At 44.6% G+C, this 15,131-nt stretch carries 14 protein-coding genes and 4 pseudogenes; 7 read left to right on the top strand and 11 right to left on the bottom strand.

Going from position 1 to position 15,131, the window contains the following annotated elements; genetic code table 11:
• Positions 1–55 precede the first annotated feature (55 nt).
• The 5 genes and pseudogenes from AAW31_RS12575 to AAW31_RS12595 form a co-directional block, all read right to left on the bottom strand.
• On the bottom strand, positions 56–541 hold the full coding sequence (locus tag AAW31_RS12575) for an IS630 transposase-related protein (protein ID WP_200899630.1): 486 nt from the start codon (positions 539–541) through the stop codon (positions 56–58).
• Positions 542–576: 35 nt separating this feature from the next.
• Positions 577–1,134 (bottom strand): annotated as a pseudogene (locus AAW31_RS23920) (transposase); the annotation flags it as partial.
• Between the two features lie 340 nt (positions 1,135–1,474).
• Entirely contained in the window at positions 1,475–3,349 is a 1,875-nt protein-coding gene (locus AAW31_RS19085) for a diguanylate cyclase (RefSeq protein WP_052752240.1), read from the bottom strand.
• Positions 3,350–3,762: 413 nt separating this feature from the next.
• On the bottom strand, positions 3,763–3,960 hold the full coding sequence (locus AAW31_RS20850) for a hypothetical protein (protein WP_200899631.1): 198 nt from the start codon (positions 3,958–3,960) through the stop codon (positions 3,763–3,765).
• Positions 3,961–4,001: 41 nt separating this feature from the next.
• Positions 4,002–5,557: pseudogene (locus tag AAW31_RS12595) on the bottom strand (IS3 family transposase).
• Positions 5,558–5,706: 149 nt separating this feature from the next.
• Between AAW31_RS12595 and AAW31_RS12605 the strand changes: the two are divergent.
• The 4 genes from AAW31_RS12605 to AAW31_RS12620 all read left to right on the top strand — a co-directional run bounded on the left by AAW31_RS12605 (position 5,707) and on the right by AAW31_RS12620 (position 7,663).
• Positions 5,707–5,961 carry a hypothetical protein gene (locus AAW31_RS12605; protein WP_046850487.1) on the top strand — a complete coding sequence of 85 codons (255 nt, stop codon included), beginning with the start codon at positions 5,707–5,709 and terminating at the stop codon, positions 5,959–5,961.
• A 547-nt stretch (positions 5,962–6,508) separates the two neighbouring features.
• On the top strand, positions 6,509–6,814 hold the full coding sequence (locus AAW31_RS12610; protein WP_046850488.1) for a helix-turn-helix domain-containing protein: 306 nt from the start codon (positions 6,509–6,511) through the stop codon (positions 6,812–6,814).
• A complete protein-coding gene (locus AAW31_RS12615; RefSeq protein WP_046850489.1) occupies positions 6,795–7,226 on the top strand; it encodes a hypothetical protein in 432 nt (143 codons plus the stop codon). The genes AAW31_RS12610 and AAW31_RS12615 overlap by 20 nt, the downstream gene beginning before the upstream one ends.
• A 92-nt stretch (positions 7,227–7,318) precedes the next feature.
• On the top strand, positions 7,319–7,663 hold the full coding sequence (locus AAW31_RS12620; protein ID WP_046850490.1) for a hypothetical protein: 345 nt from the start codon (positions 7,319–7,321) through the stop codon (positions 7,661–7,663).
• A gap of 161 nt (positions 7,664–7,824) precedes the next feature.
• On the opposite strand, the pseudogene AAW31_RS12625 reads toward AAW31_RS12620, so the two are convergent.
• From AAW31_RS12625 to AAW31_RS12635, 4 genes and pseudogenes are all read right to left on the bottom strand, one after another.
• A pseudogene (locus AAW31_RS12625) lies at positions 7,825–9,138 on the bottom strand (IS1380 family transposase).
• A 207-nt stretch (positions 9,139–9,345) separates the two neighbouring features.
• On the bottom strand, positions 9,346–9,543 hold the full coding sequence (locus tag AAW31_RS20045; RefSeq protein WP_082110449.1) for a type II toxin-antitoxin system HicA family toxin: 198 nt from the start codon (positions 9,541–9,543) through the stop codon (positions 9,346–9,348).
• Between the two features lie 3 nt (positions 9,544–9,546).
• Positions 9,547–9,783 carry a DUF1902 domain-containing protein gene (locus AAW31_RS20050; RefSeq protein ID WP_074666191.1) on the bottom strand — a complete coding sequence of 79 codons (237 nt, stop codon included), beginning with the start codon at positions 9,781–9,783 and terminating at the stop codon, positions 9,547–9,549.
• Between the two features lie 137 nt (positions 9,784–9,920).
• Positions 9,921–10,178, bottom strand: a complete 258-nt coding sequence (locus tag AAW31_RS12635; RefSeq protein ID WP_046850492.1) for a hypothetical protein — start codon at positions 10,176–10,178, stop codon at positions 9,921–9,923.
• Between the two features lie 400 nt (positions 10,179–10,578).
• On the opposite strand from AAW31_RS12635, the gene AAW31_RS12640 reads away from it, so the two are divergent.
• From AAW31_RS12640 to AAW31_RS12650, 3 genes and pseudogenes are all read left to right on the top strand, one after another.
• A complete protein-coding gene (locus AAW31_RS12640) occupies positions 10,579–11,178 on the top strand; it encodes an Arm DNA-binding domain-containing protein (RefSeq protein ID WP_052752241.1) in 600 nt (199 codons plus the stop codon).
• A gap of 340 nt (positions 11,179–11,518) precedes the next feature.
• Positions 11,519–12,465 (top strand): annotated as a pseudogene (locus AAW31_RS22265) (ISAzo13 family transposase).
• A gap of 254 nt (positions 12,466–12,719) precedes the next feature.
• Positions 12,720–13,469, top strand: a complete 750-nt coding sequence (locus tag AAW31_RS12650; protein ID WP_046850493.1) for a hypothetical protein — start codon at positions 12,720–12,722, stop codon at positions 13,467–13,469.
• A 108-nt stretch (positions 13,470–13,577) separates the two neighbouring features.
• Here AAW31_RS12650 and AAW31_RS12655 read toward each other — a convergent pair whose 3' ends face one another.
• Positions 13,578–14,405, bottom strand: coding sequence for an IS3 family transposase (locus tag AAW31_RS12655; RefSeq protein WP_046850294.1), 828 nt, complete (start codon positions 14,403–14,405; stop codon positions 13,578–13,580).
• A gap of 20 nt (positions 14,406–14,425) precedes the next feature.
• On the bottom strand, positions 14,426–14,707 hold the full coding sequence (locus tag AAW31_RS12660; protein WP_036503716.1) for an IS3 family transposase: 282 nt from the start codon (positions 14,705–14,707) through the stop codon (positions 14,426–14,428).
• Positions 14,708–15,131 lie beyond the last annotated feature (424 nt).

Genomic DNA, 15,131 nt, shown 5'->3' on the forward strand with positions numbered 1-15,131 from the left:
CAGGCTGACGGTGAGCAATAGCTTTCCGATCAGGGCGCTGATCGCGTTGTACGACCTAGCGCATGCCAGTCATGGGTGCCATGGCATCTCTGACCAGCAGGTGCATAACTGTCGTGCGCGGTGCATCCTGCGCAAACCCACTTTCATCAATGTAGACAATGGCCCGGCCTGCAGATTCATAGGCAGCGATCTTCTCCTGGAAGATGCGCCGTGCGTGAGCAATTGCTTTGGGATGCTTCAGAGTTTTTTTATAGGTGATGCCAAGCTTTTTGAGCGCCATAAAAATAGCGTTTTGCGCCACACCCAAACGTTTTGCCCGCTCGTACTGATAAGCATCAGGATAATCGAGAACATCCTGCCGCAATACCTCAAGATCAATCTTGCGTTGGCGAAACCCTTGAGGTTTACGATGGATGTTCTTAACCCAGCGTGTCACGCTTGCCACCCCAATATCAAACCGGGCCGCCACCTCGGCTATCGTAAATCCTTCTTTCTCTCGGACAGACAGGACTTTACGGCGGAAATCCAGTGAATAGGCCATTTCTAGACTATAATCAAAATTATCTGGTTGCGCTATAGTGTCCCAAATAAGGAGCGCGTCAACTCCAGTACCGGATCACGGTCATCCACATTGCCCGCCGTGATTTTGTACTTTCAGCAATTCCCCTTGGTCATTGATGACCAAGTGCAACTTGAATCCATAAAACCAATCCACACTGGTCTTTCCCTGGGCAGCAAACTCTGCCATTACTTGATGCGACCCAATGCGGCGATTGTGGCACACACTGATCCTGGTCGAATCAATGAAGCTGATTCCACTGCATTGCCCAAAGCGGCTAGTTAGAAAACAGCAAAAGGTACCAGGCAACCTTACAATAGCTCAACAAAGCGGTGGTAGTTCACCAACCCTGGAAAATAACCCCGCTGGTACCTCAACACGTAATTCAGGTAATAGTGCTTAAATGTTCGGTAACCAGACAGATGAAGCCCCACCATGATGGTCATGACTTCGCTTAGACACAACGATCCTTGCCGCCGACGCCGTTTCAGAGACGACTCTAATAAGTGCTGCTCCCAACGCGGCTCAAACTCTTTACAAAATTCGTCACTCGCACAAAAAAACCATTCTAGTATCCATGAGAATCTGACTCCTTTCATGATGAAATTCTTTTCCAAAACCACTTCATCATAAGGAATTCAGGTTCCTTTTGCTGCTTTGCTTATCCCGAACTCACGTTAAACAAGGTAAATCCACCGGCTTGGAACCGGAGGATTACCTTATTTATTCACTATTGCTGATTGTGCCATCTATAAGAGTGTTGCAGCATGTGCTTAATGTGCTATAGCTAGCGATAGAGCTGTACTATCGCAAAAAAAACACCGGTTTTCTTTTATTCATTATTTCTTCTCTCATCCTCCAATTAAAAGGCAAGTATGGGACAAGAATCCCACTTTTTCGCTACTCGATAAGTGATTATGCAAGGCACACTCTGTTCCGACCATTCTCCTTCGCTTGATACAGCGCTTTGTCGGCCTGATTGAGCAGCGTGTTCAAGTCGGTGTCTTTATCCTTGAGACTAACCACACCTATCGATACCTTGAAATAAAGCGCCATACCCATCTCCAGCGTCACTACGGTGCAGGCCACTTCCTCGCGCAAGCGCTCCGCAACTTCTGTTGCTTTTTGCAGATCGGTCTCAGGCAGCAATACGGCAAACTCTTCCCCGCCTATACGTCCAATGATATCAACTGTACGCAGCATTTTACGCATGACATCAGACAGCCGTTTGAGCACAGTGTCACCTGCCTGATGCCCATGTCTGTCGTTGATTTTCTTAAAGTTGTCGATGTCGAGCATGAGCAAGGAAAGAGTGTGATGATATCGTTGTGCGCGCATAAGCTCGGCTTGGCCCTGCTCCATGAAAAAGCGCCGGTTGAACAATCCGGTCAGATAGTCCTGACGTGCCTGCTGCTCAAGCTTTTCTTTCAATAGCTCCAGCTCTGTAATATCCGTAAAAATACCGCATAGCCCGCAGATACTGGTTTTCTTGTCGTTTTCATATATCGGCGTCTTGATCTCCCAGTAGATACGAAGGTGGCCGTCCGCACTCTTGCAGATGATTTTCTCTGCAGTATCTTCGCCATGTCGCAATACACGTGTGTCGATATCATGCAATTTGGCTACTGTTTCGGGTGGAAAAAAACGTGAATCGGAGCTGCCTGCCAGCTCCTCTGCCGAACACTTGAATAACTCCAGCGTCGACCGGTTGGCATAGATATAACGCCGCTGTTGATCCTTCATGAAAATATACGTGGGGATACGATCCAGTGCAAAACTGAACCGGTCAACCAGGATACGAGCTTGTGCTGCCTCTTTCTCGAGCTTACGCTGGCGGTGTTGGTGGAGAAATAGGCCAATGGTGGAAGCCAGTACAATGACGCCGAAAAATATTCCTTGAGCTAAAATGTGCTGTCGCCATGACTGGAAGATGGAATCGGAATCACGATTGACAGCAACGACCAGGGGTTTGTCCATCTTGAGATCGGCCGGATAAATAGTGCGCAGCGCGAGCATACCATGCTCCTTAGTGGCATACATGATATTCGTGAAGACTTGCTCCTTCTTGCCGCTATTCTGATGTCGCGTAAAGAACGAATCAGAATGTCTCAGATTCATTCCCTCCATATTTTCTCTTTCATCAGGAAGCGTGAGGAACACCAGGCCATCACTATGGATAAGCGCCACCCACATGCTTGACGCATATTGCACCGACATCATAAGGGTTTTGAAATATTCCGGATCAAGCGTTGCAGAGACAATGCCGGCAAATTCGCCCTGCTCCCCCGCAATCATGCGGATGACGTTAATGACGAATATCCCATCTATGGTTTCAAATGGTGGTGAGACATAAAGCATATCCGCATTGGGATGCTGTTTGACTTCCTGGAAATAATCGCGGAAACCAATATTCATTCCGATCAATTCAGCACGCGTCGAGGCAGTGATGGTGCCTTCTTTATCCACGATATTCATGATGCATATGCCCGGTATGAGGCTGGCTGCCCTGAGGTGGCGTATTGCCGCTTGCTGCCCTGCATCGTCTTTCCAGTAAGCCAGATTGCTGCGAACGTTTTCCAGCGCAAGATTCGCACTCGTCAGCTGGTACTCCGTGTTCTCAGCAATGACCCGTGCCTGAATCGACAATCTGTCATGCTCACGGGCAGCAGTGCGATCAAGTTCAAAATACAGATTGAATGTAATTCCCACGCCCAAAGCGATCAGGATTAGACCGAGCCATAAACATTGAGTATATAAAGGTTTTTTTGGCTGGTGAATTCGAAGCAGCATGGGTTTCTCCTATTCAGCATAGTCAACGAGACCATTCCTTATATGATGTAAAAGATGCAGAACTAGCCAGTTTAAGTGAGTGCTTACGCAATAATTTGGCAGCAAACTTACCAGCATGCTGCGCTCATAATTGCGAATATGGACTTATGCAAGATGCACAAATCCATTTTCAAATCGCTCCACTAACATTCCTCATTCTGGAGATTTAAACTGATTTCTTATCTTTTTTTTAATTGTTTAGGAATGGAATAGCAATCTAAAGAAGTTAGGTACGGAAATCTATTGTACTTTGGAACAAGTGATGTTTTTGATCAGTTGAAAAAAGCCATGACCATCAGTGATGACCCCTAGTGCAACCTACAAACAGATCACAAAGTGATTAAAATCTCACTGTTGTGCAATCATGACCGAATCTAATCAAATATTTTGCCATCATGGTCGCTGGCACCAGTCACACCAATATACTCAGGCATCGGCAATGAGCCCGGTTGGCGACATCCTATGATATGAACCCCCACACCATGATAGTACAACTTCTTAGTTGAGCAGTAGCCTGAATCAGCCAACTGTTTCGCTACACACGCTTTAAACCTATGGCCTTGTTTGGCCAAGGCCGGTAGGTGTCAACATACTTTTCGCTTGAATACATTATTTAAGCAACCTTTTCCATCGTGGTTTTTGGTTGCGTATTACCGGGATTAAGCCTGACTGTTGATTCGTGTGACCAGTTTCGGGTTTCGCCTGACCAACGTTCCGGATGCTTCTTTTTCGCTTCCTCATAGAGACGTTTTCACTGTTCAAGAAGAGTCACATCATCACCATGATGGCGCTGTGTTGGTGTCACATATTTTATGCCGCCATGGCGATGACAGTGGTTATACCAGTCAACAAAATGCAGCACCCATTGGCGTGCCTCGTCAAGACTTTCAAAAGGTTTGGATGGATAAGCAGGTGTATATTTCAAAGTTTTGAATAATGCCTCTGAATACGGATTATCGTTACTCACCGAAGGGCGGCTGAATGATGGAACAACACCCAGCTTCTGCATTGTTGCCAGCATGGTGGCCCCTTTCATCGGGCTGCCATTATCTGAATGTAATACCACCTTCTGGTGGATGGGTAATACTTCAGTCAACCGGGTTTTTCGCAAAACATCAGCAGCTCGTTCCGATGATTCATTCTCATAGACTTCCCAGCCTACAATTTTACGACTATAGATATCCATGAACAGATACAGGTAAAAGAATACGCCTTTGAGCGTACTGGCCAGATAGGTAATGTCCCATGACCACACCTGATTGGGTCCATCTGCCATATAGGTTGTCGGTTTCTTTGTCGTGTCTGGATTGGCCGTACGGCCTCGGCGATGCAATTGGCCAGCATTACGTAAAATGCGGTAGAAACTGCTTTCTGACGCCAGATAAATAGCTTTGTCTGCTAGGGCAGGGACAATCTGTTTAGGTGTCTGGCTGCAGAATTCTTTACTGTTACAAACGTCGAGGATATGCTTTCTTTCCTGCTCACTGAGTTTATTGGCAGGCGTTTTCTCGACTATCTGCCGACGATCTTCCAGGCCAATGTGATGCCAGTATTGCAGCGTGCGGCTGCTGATGCCGATCACCTCACAGGCCAATCGTTGCCGTACACCTTGATTCACTGCTTCTGTTATTAATTGTATGGCCATCTGACGATCCTGCGCGCAGATCAATCTTCCTCGCTCACCCCCCAGATGGCTTCGCACTTTTTTGACAGCACCAGCAGCGCGGCTGTTTCTGCCAGTGCTTTTTCTTTGCGTCTGAGTTCAGCTTCCAGACGCTTTATCTGCTTCCGCTCTTCCTGACGATAGCGATTCTTTTCTTTCTCAGCCTGGGCATGGCGTTGATACCCTGACAGTGCTGCCGTTTTCCATTGATCAATCTGTTCTGAGTACAAGCCTTTACTGCAGCAATATTCACTCAGTTGTGCGCTATTCAAACCAGCTGTTTCTATGACAACCGCCAGCTTATCTTCTGCTGTCCAGTCATCTGCTTTACTGTTATCTCCCGGCACTGCGATCCCCCTATTCCTGTATTCTTTTCTCCATTTATACAGCGTAACATCAGATACGCCTGTTTCTTTACACAATTGGGGAACAGATACCGCATTGGGTGGCATCATCTTCTTGATGACTGATTCCTTAAATTCTTTTGAATAACTCTTTTGCTTCATGTCCTCTCACTTCGCCCTTCAAGTTTTTAGGTTTCAACTGCGGTGAAAGGTATCCTGACACATAGGGGTAATACACGACCTAATTTTCTTACCCTCTTCTTGTTGTGCCCATCGAGGTTATTGAAAAACTTATTAGGGAGCATGAATTTATGGAAACTATTGAAGAACAGCTTCTGCTGTTGAAGGATCGAGTCATAGCTTATAAAAGTGAGCTTTCTATATGCAGAATAAATGCTTCTGCTTTGGCTTATATGATAAGCAACCTTGAATCTGAAAATCAGAATATTAAGCATGAAAATCTCGTATTGAAGGAGAAGATAGAAAGCTTTTATCACGCAAATCTTTATAGTCATCAGTGTAAACATTGCGGTTCGGTAAAGCTAAAAAAAAAATTATTTGTATAGCTGATACTTTCTTCACTTGCCTGGATTGTAAAAAAGAGTCAATCATCACAATCGATACTGTAATGTAGTTTTATTTCACATTTGCTGAATAAGCGGTTTCAGCTATGCTGAGAGAATAGAAATTCGAGTAACTAATCATCATAAAAAGAGGAACCGCGGAAGTTTATCTATCCAAATTATAGTATATCCCCTATAAATTAATTATAATTTAGAGGTCTCTGCATGACTGGGTTTTTAGAGTTTTTCTCTGTATGTGTCACTCATAAAAGCAGTCACTTAGAAATACCAAATTATCCAAAAAACCAGTTATGCAGGAGCCTAATTTAGGGATGACCTATCCGATATCATTTCGCCGTAAAGTATTATCCGTTCGAGAGAAGGAGAATCTTACTATCGCGCAAGTGGCCAAGCGTTTTTGCGTAAGTGTGGCCAGTGTGACGCGTTAGATCAAGACTCCCGATCCCAAGACCACCCGCAACAAGCCTGCCACCAGGATCAACATGGAAATTTACGATCTTGGTTGTAATAGTTAATAAAGGTTATTGGGATGAAAAAAGTATATAGCAGCGTAGAAAATATTGCCGAGCTTAGACGTAAATCAGGCTTGACTCAGGCTGAATTTTGGAACAAGTTGGGAGTAACACAAAGCAGCGGATCACGTTATGAGTCAGGTGAAGGCATACCAAAGCCCATTAGAGAGTTAATAAGGCTGATTTATGTTGAAGAAATTGATTTGGCCAACATCAACAGAACTGATTTGGCCATCGCTGCAATGCTAAAGGCCCAGCATCCTAAAATTTACAAAAGACTCAAAGAGGCGATTAAAATAAAAAATGTATACCCGCTGGACTGAGGACGAGGAAAAACTGTTGGCACATTTCTACCCTGACAGTCACCCTAATGCATTGGTTAAGCTGTTTCAAGGACGCTTTGATCATGGCAAGATCAGAGACAAAGTCCTCAAAAAAGGATTACGCAAATCAGAGCGCTATTACCAAGGAATCTATACCAAAAATGCCAACCCCTGGAACAAAGGGCTCACCCTCAATCCAGCGTTAAAACAATACCAGATGCCAGGCTTTGGCCGTATCACAAGAAATCGTAACGGCTATCTGGAAGTCTGGCATAAGGGAAAATTCCAGGTGCTCTCACATGTCATCTGGGAAAAACACCACGGCAAGCCGGTGCCACATGGCATGACCTTGCGCTATGCCGACGGTAACAAAGGACAACGTAGACCCAAGCAACCTGGTACTGGTGAGTAGAAGTGACGTAATACGCGAACACTCATTCAGCAAATATCCAAAAGAAATCAGGGAAATTCACCTGATGAATAAAGCAATCAATAGGATCATCCATGAATAATCAAAACAATATCACCGAACTGCGCGGATTGAAAGATAAATCTATCGACATCAAGCACGCCAAAGCGATCTCTGACACAGCTCAAGTCATTATCAACTCAGCCAAAATCGAAGCAGACTATGCCAAACATAACAAAAAGAAAACCACATCATTTATGCACGACAAAATCGTAGATTCATCGTCAGACGAATCTAATGACATTGATGATGACGATACATATGATCGACGCGAGCTGGCAGACGTTAACCGCATGGAACCCAAATTAACTAGCCCGAATATTGCACGAGCATCAAAAATAAGAGCGAATTTGCCAGAAACTCATTTTACAATTGGATAAATCAGATCTCTATTCAAAATTTGTTGTGATGGAATGCGTTTTTCTGAGGATTTTGTTGGAAATTATGACAAAAAAGAGGTTTTTCTTTGTTGACAGGCGTAGCCCATCCACCCCATTGCTATTTTATGCGGTAAACGGCGATTCATAATCCTGGGAATGAGTTACCCAGGAGCAAGTCTGGCTGCGGTTTGGAAGAACAGTTTTTGGTAGGGACAGCTGCTTGCCAGTAGAAAGCGAATACGGCGGGTATTACGTAGCATGACGGCACCGATTTTGATCAGTTTGAGGCGTAATGTGCTCACATAGGCCTGAGCCAGTTCGGTACCTTGCAAGGCAAGCCGCCGTATGGTTTCCAGCAAGATGTAAGCCAGCGAGGACAGGAGTAGACGAAATTGATTTGACCACCACCGATGGCAACTGGTGCGGTCTGCAAACAGATCGAGCTGTTGTTCCTTGAGCCGGTTTTCCATTTCACCGCGTAAACAATAAATCTTATCGTACAGAAGCTGCGGTTTACCGGTCAGATTGGTGACGAGATAACGTGGATGACTGCCTTTGTCAGTGTGTTCGATTTTAACAATGATGCGCCGTGTCCGCTGCCAGCTTTTTGCAGCATATTGAAACTCGTCAAATCGTCGTACTTTCTCACCTGATTCAACATACTGCTTCTCTGCCGCTTGCTGCCATTGCGCAGTGATCTCATTCAGCCGCTTGTTTTGGGCGATACCCACGATATAACCCACCTCATGCCGCTCACACCATGCCAACATTCTGCGGCGGCAAAAACCACTGTCACCTCGAAAAATGATACAAACTGCAGGCCAGCTCTGCCTGAACCGTTTTACCAGCAATGACAGAATGGCCCAGGCATGTTTTGCCCCATCAATATTACTTGGCCGCAGGTAGCTTACCAGCAGTTGATCCTGGCAGAACACATACAGCGGCAAAAAGCAGTAGTGATCTGAATGCCATGAAAGAAGCGGCCTTCCTGTTTGCCATGAACCGCATCATCAGTAACATCAAAAATCCAGCATCAGTTCCTTGGGTGGCTGTTTAAATGAAGCCATAAACCGCTCTACCATTACTTGATGAACATGCCAGGCCGTTTGCCGATTCGCCCGATTCTCCCAGCGGCATAAGGTAGAGCTGCTTGCCAATACCTCTGCGCGTTCAACCGCTGATTGAATCGCCAAATCATGGCGTAATTGCTGATGATCATTGAGGTCTTCATAGCCACATGCCAACGCATAAACCCGTTGGCGCAATAGCGTCAAACTATCATGCCTGCAACTTGCCTGCCGACGATTATCGTCCAGCGCTTGAGCAACCGCTTTGCTCAACCCAATGCGTTTATCCATCTGGCGCAATAACATGACACCACCATCTGAAGTAATATCCCCGCCCTGGAAATTCACTTCAACAGTACGCTTTTTTACCTCTGGAAAATTAAACGATTCCTGGGTACACTTTGTCACTGGCAATTCCTTTTCTTTATTCAGCTTAGGTAACTGAATTATAAAGATTTAATGGGGAATTGCCCCTTTCCTTCGTGCAATATTCAGGCTAGCTACGTGCACCGCACTGGCGAGGGAAAGCAGCGTATTCAATGTGAATATCGATTGGAACAAATGATTGAAACGGAACTTACCGCAATGATCGAGCACGAGTCTGTACCTCGGAAACTAAATACTCTGCTTGATTCTGGCTTGTTTCAGGATGGCGTTAGCAAGATTTCTGGAAACAATATTCATGGGCACGGTAAATCGCTTACCGAAGAATGGGTTTTCCCATATTTCATGACTGCCTTTTTCTTGTCTGGCGAATACGCATCCATTTTCGAGCAAAATACTTCGCAATCTGGGATAAATGCTGCCGCCCATAAGTTACAAAGAAATCCGGTCTTTGGCTGTTTGATTTTGTTGAAAGCTTATGATCATAGTGTCAATACTTACATCAACGCCATTTTCTGCGGCAATCTCAGGGGCGATTTTCCACACGCGTTCGGTCAGATCTTCGTATGTCTCGGATTCGGTAGCCAGTCCAATTTCGTCGCATACGGCAATCCACATGCCGGATTCGTTGTCGTGACTCACTTTTACAATAAAGAATGAAGTGTTCATAACTCAAAAGACTACAGCAAATTCAAATTATTGACAAACTCCGCTATGGCTGGGAAAAGCAGCGTATTTAATATGAATACCGGCTCAAATAAATGTTTGAATGGAACTTATCGCAATGATCGAGCACGAGCTTTCTCTTAATTTAAGGCACCTGCTGGGGTCACAACGAAAATTAGAACTGGAGGATCTATCTCAGGATACTCCCAAACCTCAACAACTCGTACAGGAATCGGCTCATATGTTTCAGGATTAACAAGGCAAGGTAGCATAATTAAATCGCCATTGCCTGGCAGCGTATAAGATGAATCACATAATGATTCACATAAAGTCTCACTATGTGCAACTTTACCTTCATCCCATGGATATACTGCCCATTTTACATCAGGTTCAACCATTGTCGTCTCTAGGCAACATTTGTGAATGTGAATGTAAAGGTTATAACAAAATTATGATATTGACAAACTCAATCTATAACGTATTGCACCACTTCGGCCGATCAAACGGCAAATAAAACTAAGCATCTTAAAGGTGCAAGCAGCTTTTCAATGCACGGACTTAATTTTCAAATAACTGAACCGTTTAAAAAAAACCAAAAATCATAACAACTGATGAGGAAAGCAAGGGGCTGTCATTTATGATTGCAAACTATGTAACCATTGAAAAATTCTGTCAGGTGACAGGATACACGCCAGATGCTATCAGGTCTAAAATTAATCGTGGTGACTGGGTTAAAGGTCAAGAGTACACTAAAGCGCCTGACGGCAGAATCTTAATCATTGTAGAGGGGTATCATTCATGGGTGGAAACAAGTATCCAGGAGTCAGAGAGTCAAGCGACTCGTCCATTGAAATTGACTTCTACTACAAAAGGCAGCGTTGCCGCGAGCGTCTCTCACTCAAGCCCTCCCCCACTAACCTGAGAAAAGCTGCCCAGCATCGAGCAGCCATACTCAATACTATTGATGCTGGTGCATTTGATTACTCGTACACATTCCCTGAATCAAAGAATGCTATTAAATTCGCGCCGTCACAGTATATGATCAAAACTTATTTAGCTGAATGGCTTGCTAATAAAAAGCCAACGATCAAAGCCAGTACATTTAATGACTACAGAAAGATAATAAATAATCTAGTAATACCTCAATTTGGCTCTAAATTATTAACATGCCTGAGCCGCAATGATGTAAGAACGTGGGTTGCTAGTATGGATTGCTCAAATAAGCGCATGGCTAATATTCTGAGTCCATTGCGCGCTGCGCTGCAAGATGCCCTCCATGACGATCTTATCCAATCAAATCCCCTGTTGGGATGGACATATCAACGCAATGAAGCGCCAGCAACTAAAGACCATGTGGATCCATTTAGGAACGAGGATTCAATAACTCCAGAGCTTTGAGTTGTAAATTAAGTTGCCGCGGATAGAGTATTTCGGTTATGTTCTGACAATGAAGATAACCACCTATGCCCCGGAAGTCGAAGCGCAAATGCGCAATTTTTATCACAGCTTATCGGAAAAAGACCGCCGCCGCTATGCTGCCGTTGAGGCGGCAAAGCTGGGTCACGGAGGGATCACCTACCTTTGTCAGGTATTACACTGCGATGAAGGCACCGTTAGCCGTGGCCTGAAAGAGTTAAAGATGCCGTTGCTTGAAAAGGAGAAACGTATTCGGCAAGCAGGAGGTGGGCGAAAGTCAGTTGTGGAGACGATGGCAGGGCTGGATGAAGCTTTTTTAGAGATGTTAAAAAATCATACTGCCGGCTCACCAATAGATGAATCCGTAAAGTGGTCAAATTTGAGCCGCAGCGAAATGGCTGAGAAGCTAAAACAGTGCGGATTTAGCGTGAGTGTGACCGTTGTTGATCAATTGCTCGACAAACATCATTTTCGCCGCCGTCAAGCCTTCAAGGTTGAAGCCGGGAAAAAGAACCTGCCGCATCGGGACGAGCAGTTCAAAAATATCGAGCGCCTCAAAGAAGAGTACCGGGTCCAGGGTAATCCGGTGATGAGTATGGACGTTAAAAAAAAGAATTGATCGGTAATTTTTATCGCCCCGGAAAGCTCTATACCACTGAGGTCGTGCGGATCAATGATCATGATTTTGCATCCCTGGCAGACAGTAAAATTGTGCCTCATGGGCTGTATGACATCCATCGCAAAAGCGGCTATATCGTATTAGGCACGAGCCATGATACCTCTGAATTTGCTTGCGCCTGTATCCGGCATGGGTGGTTGAACTATGGTCAACTGGACTATCCAAAGGCGACGAGTATTTTATTGCTCTGCGACTGTGGAGGCAGCAATAATGCACGCCACGCTATCTTTAAAGAGGATTTACAGAAATTGGCAGATGAATTGGCTATTGAGATTCGTATCGCTCACTATCCCCCGTACACGTCAAAATATAATCCCATAGAGCATCGATTATTTCCTCATATCACCAAAGCTTGTAGTGGAGTTATTTTTACCAGTGTCGAGCGGGTCAAAGCAGTCATGAGTAAAGCAAAAACTTCTCAGGGACTAAAGGTCTTTATCTCAATTATGGATAGGGTATTTGAAACTGGGCGCAAAGTGGCGGATGGCTTTAAAGAAAATATCACCATTGAGTTTGACCCGTTTTTACCGAAATGGAATTATGTTGCTATTCCATCTGCTTGCATAATTTCTGGGGTTATTAAATCCTGATTCCTTATTAAAGAAGAACAGCAGGTCATCATTGAAGAGGCAACCGGACAAATCAAGAATCAGTGTATCGTATTTTTCTGGACCGGGATGAGAACATCTGAGTTAATTGCGCTTGAATGAATTGATATTGATTGGAATAAAAAGAAAATAAAAGACAATAAAATGCGAATTAAGAGCTGAAATAGAAGCCAGTCCATCAATAACGTTAAACTATTGAGGAAGAATCACCCAACCTCAATCAATCAAAGTAACCGATGAACTGGCAAAACCGATTAATAACGATTTATCTCTATGTTTGCAAGCATTATCAGCAAAATCTTTGGGCTTATAGTCAAAGAATGAGCAACCACGCGGATTTAAGCTTCAGCGACGAAGAAGTCATTACTCTCTTCCTGTTCGGTGTAATGGACAAGCATCGAGAGATCAAAGGTATTTATGAGTATGCGGATCGCCACTTACGCGATTGGTTTCCACGACTTCCAGGTTATGTGGCTTATGTTCAGCGTCTGAATCGGGTAGCCGATGTGTTTGCACCCTTATTAGCACTGATTCAGCAAGAACAGGAAACCAGGAATGCCGGGCAGGTTTGGTTGACTGATTCATTTCCGGTCATCCTTGCGAGGCAAGGTCGTCGGTTTAACGCGTGTGTAGCGAAACAGTTGGCGGATTCAGGCTACTGCTCTACCAAGAAGTTGTACTATCATGGTGTGCGGGTCCATATCATAGGGCGCCGCCAACCAGGCTCACTGCCGATTCCTGAGTATATTGGTGTGACTGGCGCCAGCGACCATGATGGCAAAATATTTGATCAGATTCGACCACAATTGTACAACAATGAGCTGTACGGTGATAAAGCTTATCAACGGCCTGACGCTGAATGCATCAGGCGAGCTCAGAATCTGACCGTCTTGACACCGGTTAAAAAACAAAAAGGGCAGCACCATCTGGAACCACAGGATCAATGGTTTATCGACAGCAGTTTCTCGCGTGCGGCAACCGATTGAAGCCTTATTTGCCTGGATTGAAGAAAAAACAGGCATTGAATGATGTGGTTCCCTGTAACTGGACAACCTGAAAGAAAGTTCAGCTCTGATATGTATAGTTAAACAGGTTCAGGCAACCCGATCAATTCTTGGATCACTATAGTAGATTTCATCAGGCGTAAGACGGTCAAGGCTTTGATGAAATCGTTCTTGATTGTACCATTCAAACCATGTGGATAAATTCTGCTTTATCTCCTTCAGATTATTGAATTCTCTGGTATATAAAAGCTCATACTTAACTGTCCGCCAAAGTCGTTCAACAAAAATGTTGTCATAGTAGCACCCCTTGCCATCCATGCTGATCTGAATATGATGATCTTTTAGTATGGAGGTAAATGCTTCGCTGGTAAACTGTACGCCCTGGTCGGTATTCATGATCTGTGGACAGCCATAATCCTGGATGGCTGCCTCCAGCGCCTGAGTACAAAAGTCAGTATCCAAGGTATTGGACAAGCGCCAGCTCAACACCTTACGCGAATGCCAGTCGATGATGGCAACCAGATAGCCAAAGCCTTTCTCCATGGGGACATAGGTTATGTCGGCAGCCCAAACCTGATTGGGTTTATTAATGACAAGTTCTCTAAGCAGATAAGGATAGACCTTATGCTGTTTGCTTGAGATGCTGGTCCTGGGTTTTGGAGCTATGCTGACAATACCGAGTGTCTTCATTAAGGAAGAGGCTTTCTTGCGCCCTAACATGATTCCCTGGCGCTGAAACCAGGTAGCATAACTGCGTGAGCCATATTGTGGCGTCTTTAAGTACTGTTCATCCATCATGCGCAGCAGAACCAGATCAGCATTACTGATTGGTTGCGGTTGATAATAATAAATTGAGCGCGCCAGATCCAGCAGCTGACATTGACGAGTTTGACTAAGTTTGCCATGGGGCTCAATCATCTCTTTGCGTTCTACAAGACTTAATGATTGAGCTTTCTTGCTAAAAAATCGCGTTCTACCGCCAATTGACCAATAACCCGGTGCAGGTCATCTGTTGTAGGCTGCTCCTTATTGGCGGCAGTATTATTTTTACAAAACAGCTCGGCAGCTTGCTCAATGAGTTGCCGTTTCCAGCTATTGATCTGCGTGGGATGTACATTATAACGCGCTGCTAATTGGGGGACAGTTTCATCACCACGTATCGCTGCCAGCGCTAGTTTTGCTTTGAATTCGCTCGAATATTGTATGCGCTTTTTACTCATTGTTATTAAGCTCCTTTTTAATTCTGCCAGAGCTTAACAACCTGTACAGTTTTTGGGTACCACTTCAGAATGTGCCAGCAAAGTTCGTTCTTATAACGGGCTTATGGTACATGTATTCGGAAAGCTGGCTGCGGCTCTGTTTTTCTGGAATTTTTTACGAGTCAGCTCTTAATTCACATTAAAGCTTTTACTTCAGCATCGCAGTTGATGAAACCACAAAAGCTAAAACAGGAACGCGAGAGATTGATATGCTGCCCCCAGTTGAGCAAGCCTTGATTAGTCAAAAGCAGCATACCTTATTGCGAGGCGGCAAAATATTTTTTAATCCGCTCACCGGAAAGCCTTGAACTGGTGATCAGCAAATTAGAAAATCGTTTTGGATTCCGTTACGGAAACGCGCAAATGTGAGATATAGAAATCCATA

Source organism: Nitrosomonas communis (genome assembly GCF_001007935.1).
GTDB classification, from domain to species: domain Bacteria; phylum Pseudomonadota; class Gammaproteobacteria; order Burkholderiales; family Nitrosomonadaceae; genus Nitrosomonas; species Nitrosomonas communis.